This is a genomic window from Bacteroidota bacterium, from assembly GCA_013360915.1.
Classification (GTDB): Bacteria; Bacteroidota; JABWAT01; order JABWAT01; family JABWAT01; genus JABWAT01.
In genome coordinates this window covers 524,766-536,291 of the sequence record JABWAT010000001.1, presented here as the reverse complement: position 1 = coordinate 536,291, position 11,526 = coordinate 524,766, and the positions used below count along the sequence as shown (strand labels likewise).

The following is an 11,526-nucleotide window of genomic DNA, read 5'->3' as shown; positions in this document are numbered from 1 at the left end:
CTCCCATTTTCAACCGACATGCTTCCATCCGTCTTTTCTGCCCGTTCCGGAGACACTGCACGTTCATGGGTCCGGTTTTATCATTTTGATCAAACCACAAAACGGCCTTTATCAAAAAGATAAACAAGCCTTTTACAAAGTTGATAAAACCGCGCAAAAAGGACCGTTAAACCGGTTTTTCTCCTTTGGCACAATTTGTGAATAAAGTGAGATAACCATTTTAATGAAAGAGAAACCCCATGACCACAGAAAAGCTGAGCCTCCGCGAAAAAATCGGATACGGCTTTGGCGATGCCGCCTCTTCCATGTTCTGGAAGTTGTTTTCGATGTACCTCATGTTTTTTTACACCGACATTTTCGGAATCGACGCGTCGGTGGTTGGTACCATGTTCCTGATTACCCGTATCTGGGATGCTGCTTTCGACCCGGTTGTCGGGATTCTGGCTGATCGCACACAGACCCGATGGGGTAAATTCCGTCCTTATATTCTGTGGGTGGCCGTTCCTTTCGGCATTGCAGGTGTGCTCACCTTTACCACCCCGGGTGAAATGGATGTGACCGGAAAAATCATCTATGCCTACGTGACTTACTCGATTATGATGATGATTTATTCCCTGATCAATGTTCCGTATGCATCCCTGCTGGGTGTGATGTCATCCGACGGGAAGGAACGTACAGAGCTGTCTTCTTACCGGATGATTTTTGCCTTTATCGGCTCAATCATCGCCCTTGCTCTGGTAGACCCGCTGGTCCGGTTTTTTACTGGCGGAGATACCGCACAGGCGGCCATGGGATGGCAAATGACAGCCGGCGTTTTTGCGGTGCTTGCTGTGGTTTTCTTCTGGCTGAATTTTGCCTGGACGAAAGAACGGGTCCAACCCATCAGTGACGAAAAACCCAGACTGAGGGAAGATTTGCGGGACCTGGGTGTGAACTACCCCTGGTGGATTTTGCTGGGATCGGGCATTTCGGCCCTCATTTTTAATTCGATCCGCGATGGCGCTGCCATTTATTACTTTAAATATTACGTTGGCGATCAGAGCCTGATTTCATGGTATCTGGTTTTAGGTCAGGCGTTTAACATTGTCGGAATTCTGTTTGTGACTCCGGTTTCGAATAAAATCGGTAAAAAGCAAACTTACCTGTGGGCCATGGTTCTGGCTACGATTTTCAGCATTTCATTCTACTGGATCGATGGGACTAATATGACCATGATCCTTGTTTTTCAGGCCCTGATCAGCATGTGTGCAGGCAGCATTTTCCCTCTCCTGTGGTCCATGTATGCCGATATCACCGATTATTCAGAATGGAAAACCGGACGGCGGGCAACCGGTCTCATTTTTTCCTCTTCCTCCATGTCGCAAAAATTTGGCTGGACCCTCGGTGGGGCCCTGACCGGTTGGCTTCTGGCCTGGTATGGCTTCCAGGCCAATGAGGTTCAGAGCACAGAGGCACAGGATGGAATTAAGCTGATGCTTTCCTTTTTCCCGGCCATCGGAACCGTTCTTTCGGTGGTGTTTATCCTGATCTATCCACTGAGTGAAAAGAAAATGGAAGCCATCACTGCCGAATTGGATGCAAGACGGGCGGCTGGTTCCTCAAATTAACTGTTAAATTTTAATCTGGATTTGTCATGAGCACTGTTTTTCAAACCCGGTTGGCTGCCCTCAAGGCCGAACATGAAGCATTAATCAACCGGAAAAATTCGCCGGTGCTTCCGGGCAATGGTATCTATACCCGGTATCAGTATCCCGTGGTCACCGCTGCCCATACCCCACTTTTCTGGCGGTATGATCTGAATGAAAAAACAAACCCCTTCCTGATGGAACGGATGGGAATCAATGCCGCTTTCAACGCAGGCGCCGTGCTTTTCGAAGGAAAATACCTGATGGTGGTTCGGGTCGAAGGCGTTGACCGGAAAAGTTTTTTCGCGGTGGCTGAGTCTCCAAATGGTATCGATCAGTTCAGATTCTGGGACTACCCGGTGATTCTGCCTCAAACCGATGTCCCCGACACCAATGTGTACGATATGCGGATTGTAAAACATGAAGACGGATGGTACTATGGTCTTTTCTGTACCGAACGGAAAGATCCGGCAGCACCGCGTTTCGATACATCCTCTGCAGTGGCGCAATGCGGAATCGTCCGCACCCGTGATTTTAAAAACTGGGACCGTCTTCCCGATCTGGTTACCAAATCGCCTCAACAGCGGAATGTGGTGCTGCATCCCGAGTTTATCAATGGGAAATATGCCTTATACACCCGTCCGCAGGATGGATTTATCGATGCGGGTTCAGGTGGGGGGATCGGTTTCGGACTTTCTGATTCCATGAACCCGGCGGTGGTTACAGATGAAACCATCGTGGATGAACGCGTTTACCACACGATTAAGGAAGTGAAGAACGGCCTTGGACCTGCTCCGATTAAAACCAGCAAGGGGTGGCTTCAGTTGGCCCATGGTGTCAGAAACACCGCAGCAGGCCTCCGTTATGTATTATATCTGTTCCTTTCCGATCTGAAAAATCCGCAGAAAGTAATTGCCAGACCCGCCGGGCACTTTATTGCTCCGGAAGGGGAAGAACGGGTAGGAGATGTTTCCAACGTTACCTTCTCTAATGGCTGGATCGAAAAGCCGGATGGGGAAATCCTGATTTATTACGCTTCAAGTGATACCCGGATGCATGTAGCCGTCTCGTCGGTGGATCAGTTACTCGACTATGTCCTCAATACCCCATCCGATGAATATACCAGCCGGCGTTCCGTCGATCAGCGTGTTGAACTAATCAAGAAAAATCTGGGATAAAACCATGAACAGAGGGAAGAGTTGGGTAGGATGTTTTCTGTTTCTGCTGCTGATCACCAGTATGGCAAATGCCACGCAGGTGACCATTCTGGCGGGAGATCCGCGAATTCAGAAAATGGGGCGCATGGTCAGTCTTCCCGATGGAACGGTGGAATTTGCCGCCTCGGGTGTGTCCTTTTTTCTTCAATTCACAGGAAAACAGATCCGCGCGGAAATTCATGATGAATTCCTTTACGGCTCTTCATACAACTATTTCTCGGTGGTGGTCGATAACGAATTGGTCCGGCGTTTCCGGACTGAACCGGGAAAGCTGACCTATATTCTGGCGGATAGTCTGCTGCCTGGCTCCCATTCACTTGTTCTTTGCAAGGATACCGAGGGACAAAATGGAAGGGTGATTCTGGTGAATTTTTCGGCGGATCAGATCGGAGACTATGGTGCTCTGCCAAGCCGGAAAATCGAGTTCATCGGTAATTCAATTACCAGTGGAATGGGAATGCTTTCAGAACCCGTTCCGTGTAAAAAAGCCCAATGGTTCGACCAGCATCATGCCTGGAATGCCTTTGGTCCGTTGGCCTCCCGTCAGTTAAGTGCACAATGGATGCTATCCTCGGTATCTGGTATCGGAGTGACCCGCAACTGGAACTCTCCGGGTCCGGTCATGCCCGCTGTCTACTACAGTGTATTTATGAATCTGGATCCATATGCCCGCCCCTGGGATCTGAATGGCTGGAATCCGGATCTGTATGTAATTGGTCTGGGAACAAACGACTTTTCAGATGGAGATCAGGCGGTGGCCCGACCGGCTCCCGATTCTTCGGTATTTGTGAATTCTTTCAGGTCCTTCCTTTACAAGCTCAGAAAAAACAATCCGGGTGCTAAGGTGCTGCTGACTTCCAGTCCGGTTCTGCAGGGAAAAAAACTGGAAACGCTCGACCGTTGGCTCCAGGTATTGGCCTCGGGAGACCAGACCGGAAACACCCGGCTGTTCAGATGGAGCCGCCGGTACGATCGTGGTTGTGATGGCCATCCCGATGTACGGGATCACCGGTTGATGGCTGCTGAACTGACCCCTGAAATCAGAAAATGGATGAATTGGTAATCAATATGGCAACTTTTAAGTCGGTATACAGTGACTCATTGTATCAGGATATTTATAAAGCGCTTACAGAAGGCATTCTGAACCGGTGGTATCCATTGGTGATTGACAACCGGTCAGGTGGCTATTATACCAATGTGACTGCCGACTGGACTCTCCCTCCCGTTCAGGACAAAATGGTGGTGTCTCAGGCACGTCACATCTGGACCCTCTCCCGGATGTCGGGCTTGTTTAAGCAGCGTCATCAATTTCTTCAGATGGCCGCTCATGGATTCCCGTTTATGAAAAATTTCATGTGGGACCAACGTTATGGCGGATTTTTCCAGGCCCGTTCTGCAGATGGCGGGCTTTCTGATTGTGAAGGCTGGATGGATGAAAAACGGGCCTACGGCAATGCTTTTGCGATTTACGGACTGGCTGCATTATACAGCCAGACCCGGAATCCTGAGGTTTTACAATTGGCACAGGAATCGTTCCGGTGGCTCGAATCAAAGGGATGGGATGATGAGTTTGGCGGATATTTTCAGTTTTATCAGCGCGATGGACAGGTTTTTGACCAGAATTCGGTTTACCGGTCACACGCCACCGATGAACCAGAGGTAGGATTTAAAGACCAGAATTCGAGCATTCACCTGCTTGAAGCGTTTACCGAATTATTGCCGCATTGGAACCACCCGGTTCTGCGCTCACGACTGACCACCATGCTGCTTCTTATCCGTGACCGGATGACCACCGAAAAGGGCTATCTGAACCTGTTTTTTGACCGTCAATGGAATCCCGTCAGACGAATCACCAAAAGATCGGGCTATTCTGCAACCGATTACCGGCTCGATCACATTTCCTTCGGCCACGACTATGAAACGGCTTTTCTTCTGCTCGAAGCTTCGCATGTTCTGGGGCTCTATCAGGATGATAAAACCCTGTGGACCGCCAAAAAAATGGTTGATCACTCAATTTTAAACGGATTCGATCATGAAACCGGCGGTTTCTATGACGGTGGGCAATATATCGATGGTCAGATGGTCATTCTGAAGTCAACCAAAAACTGGTGGGCCCAGGCAGAAGCCCTCAACATCCTTCTGATCATGTCGGAAATTTTCCCTGAAGAGCCCGTCTATGCAGAAACGTTCCTGAAACAATGGGACTATGTGACCCGGTATGTGCTCGATCCGGTGAAGGGAGATTGGTTCGAAGGCGGAATCGATAAAGAACCTCATTTTGTCACCGGACCTAAATCTCACATCTGGAAGTGCACCTACCACACCGGCCGGGCACTCAGCAACCTTCTTGGGATTCTTGCCAGACCAGAGTATGAGGTGGTGAGAGAAAATCCGGGAATTCTGGAGCATCAGTCCTCGCTCCGTTCATTAATTAATCATTGGACACAAGTAAAAAACCGTTCGGAACTGGTAAGCATCGGCAGCAACGCCTGATCTTTATCTTTTTGATAAACTTTATCGCTATGATAAATACAAAATCAGAAAAGCAGATGTTAAACACCTTAAACAAGGCTTTTGGCCAGCAGAAACACGGTTTTAAAAGTTTGGCATTGTTTGTGATATCATATGACAACTGTGATAAAAAAACCGTTCACACGGGGATTTTAGAACAAGGCAATCAACGACTTTCCTAAACAACAAACGGGAGAAAACAGATGAGAAAACAATTGCTACTTCTGGCCGGAATGCTGCTTGCAGCGTCTGCCGGATTTGCGCAGGTCATTTCCGATTTTGAATCGGATGCCAATGGCTTTGCAGACAATGGCTGGGGATCAGGGTTTACCAGCGTAAGCCGGGTCGCCGATCCGTCGGGAAACAGTTCCGGCGTTCTTCAGCTTTCCTTTGCTGGTGGTGGATCGGGTGTAAAAGGGGCGATTCAGAAAGACAACGTCGAAGTGAATGATGCACAGGCTTTCACTTTCTGGGTATGGCTTCCAACCGGGACTCCCGACAGCCTCGACCTTAAATTGTGGGCCCAGGATGATCAGAACTGGTCCTGGAATGAAAAATTATACACAACCACCGGTATTCCACGGGATAAATGGTATCCGATCAGCTTTTTCATGGAACAACAATTCCTGAACACAGGCGGGTCGTTCAACCACCATGGAAACAAATTGGGAAAAATGGGAATTGAAGTAGCCAACTGGAACGTATCCGATAAGAACTGGGCCGGGAACATTTACATTGATAACCTGAGTCTGGTTGGTGTGGAACCTTCCGTTTTTGCCGATTTCGAAGAAGGAACCGATGGATATGCCGACAATGGCTGGGGAACCGGACTTGGAAGCGTAACCAAAGTGGCCGACCCGAGCGGAAATTCAGCTGGTGTTCTTGCAGTCAATTACAAGAGCAATGACAAAGGGGTTATCCAGGTAGATAACATCGTTTCCAAAGGAAATAATCTGCTGGTTTACTGGATCTGGCTGCCTGCCGATACACCCGATTCCATTCAGTTTGGCCTCTGGGCACAGGATGATTCTCACTGGTCATGGACCGAGCAGTTGGTCTATGCCTACCAGATTAAAAAAGAAGTATGGTTCCCGATCTATTATGATCTGGCTGCTCAAAAGGCAAAAGATGCCAACTTTGATCATGAAAATGCCAAGCTTGGTAAAACGGGTGTTCAGATTGCCAACTGGGATGAATCTGATAAATCCTGGAATGGGACCTTTTACTTCGATAACGTCGGATTTGCCGGTATTGAAACTGGTGACAAATTCGTCGTGGCCGATTTCGAAGCCATTGCCGGCGGTGCACAGAACTTTATCATGGCCAGCTGGAGTACCGTTGGTACCACGATCAAACGTGTAAACGATCCGTCTGACCGCAGTGAAGGTGTTCTTGAAATTGGTACTGATTTTTCAAAAGTAACTTCCGATAAAAAAGTATACGTGGCACGCGAAGGTCTTTCGATCTATTCCATCGAAGCACAGAAAACCGCCACGGCCATCTCTATCGATGTATGGGTACCTGCAGATGCACCTCTGGGTGGACAAATCGGCTTTGTGGTGACGGGTGATGCAGTGGGCTGGAGTTGGAATGAAACACCGTTCCTGATTAATGACACCACCATCGTTCGCGGTAAATGGTCAACCATGAAAATTGATCTGACTGCTCTGGTCGATTCTGCCGTATTTGATACCACAAAGAATGGCAATTTCGGATTCCAGTTCCGTTATGGAGATGATGTGAACTGGGTCGGAGCCATTTATTATGACAACCTCACCCTGTACGACATTCCTAAACCGGTTGGCGCCGTGGTTTCTCCTGCTATTCAGGGCAGTGTTCAGGTCTCTACCGCACCGGGAAGTGCTTTTGAATATGTCCGTCTGGATTGGGTTGATAATACCCTCGGTACCGAAACTTACAATGTCTACGTAAGTGAGTCACCGATTGCAGATATCAATGATCCTGCTGTTCAGAACATTGCTCGCGGCATTCCGCACGGATCGCAGGTCTGGGCTCATCGTCCGTGGTCAACCAATGGTGATACCAAATCCCTGTATTATGCCGTCACAGCCTTCGATGGATCTGCCGAAACCGAAGTCACTTCTGAAAGTAAATTCGGTCCTGTCGAAATCGAAACCAGCAAGACCCTGAAGGTTACCTATGACACCACCTTTGCTGCCAAATTCAGCCTGGATGGATTGGATGACGAATTTGTCGATTACAAAGAATATCAGCTGACTCCTGAATCTGCCAATGGCGGACAATCGGCCGGCTGGACTCCGGAATCGATTGACATTTCCTACAAGGTGACTTTTGTCATCGACAAAGAGTACCTGTACATTTCAGCTGACGTGACCGATGATGACCTCGTTCGCGCTCCGCAAACAACACAGGCCTGGCAGGGAGATGCGCTCGAGTTTTACTTCGGATTCTATGATGTGAATGGTCTGAAAGAACTTCATGGCAAGAGCAGCCCGAAAACGGCCGGTGACTGGCGGATCGGGTTTACCTCACGTGCCACAACTGCACTGGATGGTGGAGATGACGCCGTTGTTCCTGGTCTGGAAGCAGCCGTATTCGAGAAGTTTTCCGGCGATGGTTACATCATCGAAGGTCGTATCGAACTGGCCAAATTTGCACCTGCAGAAGGTGGTATTGAAGTGAAACCCGGAATGGTCATGCCATTACGGATCGATGGCAACGACATGGATCCATCCTTTGGTGACGATGCCCGTACCCTGATGGCTCAGTTTGGTGGATGGGACTACTTCAGCCAGAACGAAATCATTTCTCTCGATGAACACTGGAAACGCCCTGCTACTTTTGGTCTGATTGAAGTGGTTGGCGAAGGTGGCGTTGGTGTGGATGATGTTGCAACCTCACCCACCCGGTTTGATCTGATGCAGAACTATCCGAATCCGTTCAACCCGGCTACCCGCATTATGTTCAGTCTGGCCAGGACCTCCGATGTCAGCCTGAAAATTTATGATGTAACCGGTCGTGAAGTGACTTCGTTTGTGAAGACTGGTGTTGCTGCCGGAAATCACGTCTATGAGTTTAACGGAAATGGCCTGACCAGCGGTGTGTACTTTGCACGCATCGAGGCTGGCTCTTTCTCGAAAACCATTAAAATGATGCTTCTGAAATAACCTTACCCGATGGGCGGTCCGGTCAAATGGCCGGATCGCCTCCTTTTTCCACTCTAAGTATTTAATCCTATGCGGCTCCAATCCTTATTCTCAACTCTGATCCTGACGGGTCTTCTGTTCCTGCCGGGGTTCCTCATGGCCGGTACCACCGGAAAGCTTTCCGGAAAGGTTTTCAATGCGGCCACCAAAGAACCACTGATCGGTGCAAGTGTTTTTATTGTCGGAACCGAGAAAGGGGCCGCCACCGATGTGGATGGTGAATTTTTTATTCTGAATATTTCTCCCGGACTGTATACAATCCGGATCTCCAGCGTGGGATTTACCACCAAGGTGGTCGAGAAAGTACGTATTCAGGTCGATTTAACCACGAAACTGGATGTCGAACTGAACGAGCAGGATGTAGAACTGGGATATGACATTGTCATTACCGCCGACCGGGTCGTTCAGAAAGACCTGACCAGTTCGGAAAGAACGTTTCAATCGGATCTGATTGCAGACCTTCCTGCACGTGATCTCAGCTCGATGCTGAGCACCCAGGCGGGCATTACCCGCGATTCGGGCGGAAATCTGCATATTCGTGGTGGTCGTTCCACCGAAATCAGTTACATGGTCGATGGCGTGGTGGTTCAGAATCCACTCGATCGGGCCAATGCCGGTATCAGTATCGATGATCAGTCCATTGCCGAACTGAAAGCCATTACCGGAACCTTTAACGCCGAGTATGGACAAGCTCTTTCCGGCGTGGTCAATATTGTGACCAAAAACGGAGGCGATAAATTTTCCCTTTCCGGAACCGCCTATCTGGGCGACCACGTCTCCTTCGATAATGACCTTTACAGAATTATGAATAACCGCGACTGGGCCGAGTCCATTTATTGGTATACCCGGTTTGGCGGTGATATGAGATATGATTTTTCGAAACACGGCCTTTCCTCTCCGCAGGCTGCACGTGAAGCCGCTGCTGCGGGAAATAAACCCTGGATGACGTATGAAAATTATCTGAATTCATACAATCCGTTCCAGACCTGGGATTTACAGCTCAATTCATCCGGCCCACTGGATTTTATCCATAAGAACCTGTCCTTTTTTGCAGCAGGCCGCTATCAGAACCGGCCCGGCTATGAAATGGGATTCCGGTATTTTATGCCATGGGGCTTGGTACGTCCGTTCAGAAATGCGGATAAAAAATACGATGAACCCGATGGAGAATTGGTTCCGCTGAACTGGTATAAAGGCTGGTCAACTCAAACCAAGTTGTTCTGGGATTCACCTGTGTTCGATGCCAGCTATTCACTGTTTTATAACAGCGATCATTCCTATGGCGGTGGAAGCCGGTTTGTTCCGGATGGCGGAAGAAATTACTTCACCGACCGGTTCACTCATATTGTTTCTGCTCAGTATGTGATTTCCACCGAGACTTTCGTGGATCTGAAAGCCAATTACTACTCCTCCAATCATAAAAGCTATCTGTACGAAGACCCGATGGATTACCGGTACACCCCCAACGATGCCGGAAAGTGGGTCAGTTGGCTGACCGGATTTGGCAGTTCTGCAGTCCAGTATATCGACAATGATTTTCAGGTGCATGGAAATGACCTCGGACGGGCTTCGACCCAATCAGCTTATGTGGGCACACGCCTAGATCTGACCAGCCAGGTCGATAAATACAACATGATGAAAACAGGGGTGTCCCTCACCTATCATAACAAGCTGAATAACTATTACTACTCGGTTTATTTCAACGATGACCAGGATATCGAAGAACTTACCGAATCGAGTCCAACGATGGCAAGATATGATGCCAATCCGATCGAAGTGGCGGCATACATTCAGGATAAAATTGAGTATGAGGAATTGATCATCAACGTCGGACTCCGGTTCGATTACTTTGACTCGGATGGTCGGGTGCTCTCCGATCCGAAAGATCCGCAGATTTACCGTCCGTTTCTGGCAACCAACAAGTATAAAAATTATGATCCGAACCTGCCCGAATCGGGTCAGACCGAATATTCTGTGGCCGAGCGTGAAAAATTCTGGTATAAAGATGCCGATGTGAAATATCAGATCAGTCCGCGTCTCGGAATCTCCTTCCCGGTTACGGCCGAAGCAGTTGTGCACTTTTCTTACGGACACTTTTTCCAGAACCCGGAATTCAGGTACCTCTACGAAAATCCGAATTTCTGGATCAGCGGATCGGGTACTCAAAACCTGGTTGGAAATGCCAACCTGAATCCTGAGAAAACCATTATGTATGAACTGGGACTCAAGCAACGACTGTTTGGTTCGCTCGATCTGGCTGTGACCGGTTTCTACCGCGATATCAGTGACTGGATCGGGGTTGGTCCTGCCATCGACACGTATGCAGCCGGTGTCACTTATTACAAATACGAGAACAAGGACCACGCCAGTGCAAAGGGAATCACGCTGGCAGCCAACCAGTCAATTGAAGATTTCTATTACAGCGTCGACTATACCTATCAGGAAGCAAAGGGAACCTCCTCTGATGTTACCCAGGCCTATTACGATCAGCTGAGCAACCGTCCCAAACGTCTTGAACTGATTACACTCAACTGGGATCAGACCCATTCCATCAACACCCTGGCCAGTTACACCAGAGAGGGATGGACAGGTACTCTGATCGGAAAACTGGCATCTGGTTTTCCCTATACACCCCGGATTGCATCGAATGAAGAAGTGGGTGGGGGTATTCAGAATATCGTTGAAAACAGCGAAAGAAGACCCTGGACATTTAATCTGGATCTGCGGTTGTCAAAGTCAGTGAAAATGAATGCATGGTCCATGGAATATTTCATCGATGTCACCAACCTGCTCGATACCCGGAATGCCACGGCGGTGTATAATGATACCGGCCTTCCCGATGAAACACTCGACAATTTCCAGAAAAGAACCCGGCTGGAAGAATTATCAACAATCCGCGACAACACTGCAACTCCTGGCCGTTACTCGGCCCCACGGTTTGTGCAGATTGGTATCCGGTTTTCGCTGATCTGACGGAACGGGAGA

The 11,526-nt window shown here is 48.8% G+C and carries 6 protein-coding genes; all 6 read left to right on the top strand.

The genetic code is table 11. The features are described from left to right. Positions 1-239 precede the first annotated feature (239 nt). A complete protein-coding gene (locus HUU10_02315; GenBank protein ID NUQ80419.1) occupies positions 240-1,607 on the top strand; it encodes an MFS transporter in 1,368 nt (455 codons plus the stop codon). A gap of 26 nt (positions 1,608-1,633) precedes the next feature. Next, on the top strand, positions 1,634-2,803 hold the full coding sequence (locus HUU10_02310) for a glycosidase (GenBank protein ID NUQ80418.1): 1,170 nt from the start codon (positions 1,634-1,636) through the stop codon (positions 2,801-2,803). Positions 2,804-2,807: 4 nt separating this feature from the next. After that, positions 2,808-3,905: an SGNH/GDSL hydrolase family protein gene (locus HUU10_02305; protein ID NUQ80417.1), complete on the top strand. Its 1,098-nt coding sequence runs from the start codon at positions 2,808-2,810 to the stop codon at positions 3,903-3,905. After that, positions 3,890-5,335, top strand: a complete 1,446-nt coding sequence (locus HUU10_02300; GenBank protein ID NUQ80416.1) for an AGE family epimerase/isomerase — start codon at positions 3,890-3,892, stop codon at positions 5,333-5,335. Before HUU10_02305 ends, HUU10_02300 begins: the two co-directional genes overlap by 16 nt. 221 nt (positions 5,336-5,556) lie before the next feature. After that, positions 5,557-8,502 carry a T9SS type A sorting domain-containing protein gene (locus HUU10_02295; protein NUQ80415.1) on the top strand — a complete coding sequence of 982 codons (2,946 nt, stop codon included), beginning with the start codon at positions 5,557-5,559 and terminating at the stop codon, positions 8,500-8,502. Positions 8,503-8,571: 69 nt separating this feature from the next. Beyond that, positions 8,572-11,514 (top strand): carboxypeptidase-like regulatory domain-containing protein, encoded by a 2,943-nt coding sequence (locus HUU10_02290; GenBank protein ID NUQ80414.1) that lies wholly within the window; start codon positions 8,572-8,574, stop codon positions 11,512-11,514. The last annotated feature ends 12 nt before the right edge of the window (positions 11,515-11,526 follow it).

Bases quoted from the DNA above. Each gene is read 5' to 3' on its own strand.
- HUU10_02295 (NUQ80415.1), top strand. From the start codon at position 5,557: ATGAGAAAACAATTGCTACTTCTGGCCGGAATGCTGCTTGCAGCGTCT.
- HUU10_02305 (NUQ80417.1), top strand. From the start codon at position 2,808: ATGAACAGAGGGAAGAGTTGGGTAGGATGTTTTCTGTTTCTGCTGCTG.
- HUU10_02315 (NUQ80419.1), top strand. From the start codon at position 240: ATGACCACAGAAAAGCTGAGCCTCCGCGAAAAAATCGGATACGGCTTT.
- HUU10_02290 (NUQ80414.1), top strand. From the start codon at position 8,572: ATGCGGCTCCAATCCTTATTCTCAACTCTGATCCTGACGGGTCTTCTG.
- HUU10_02310 (NUQ80418.1), top strand. From the start codon at position 1,634: ATGAGCACTGTTTTTCAAACCCGGTTGGCTGCCCTCAAGGCCGAACAT.
- HUU10_02300 (NUQ80416.1), top strand. From the start codon at position 3,890: ATGGATGAATTGGTAATCAATATGGCAACTTTTAAGTCGGTATACAGT.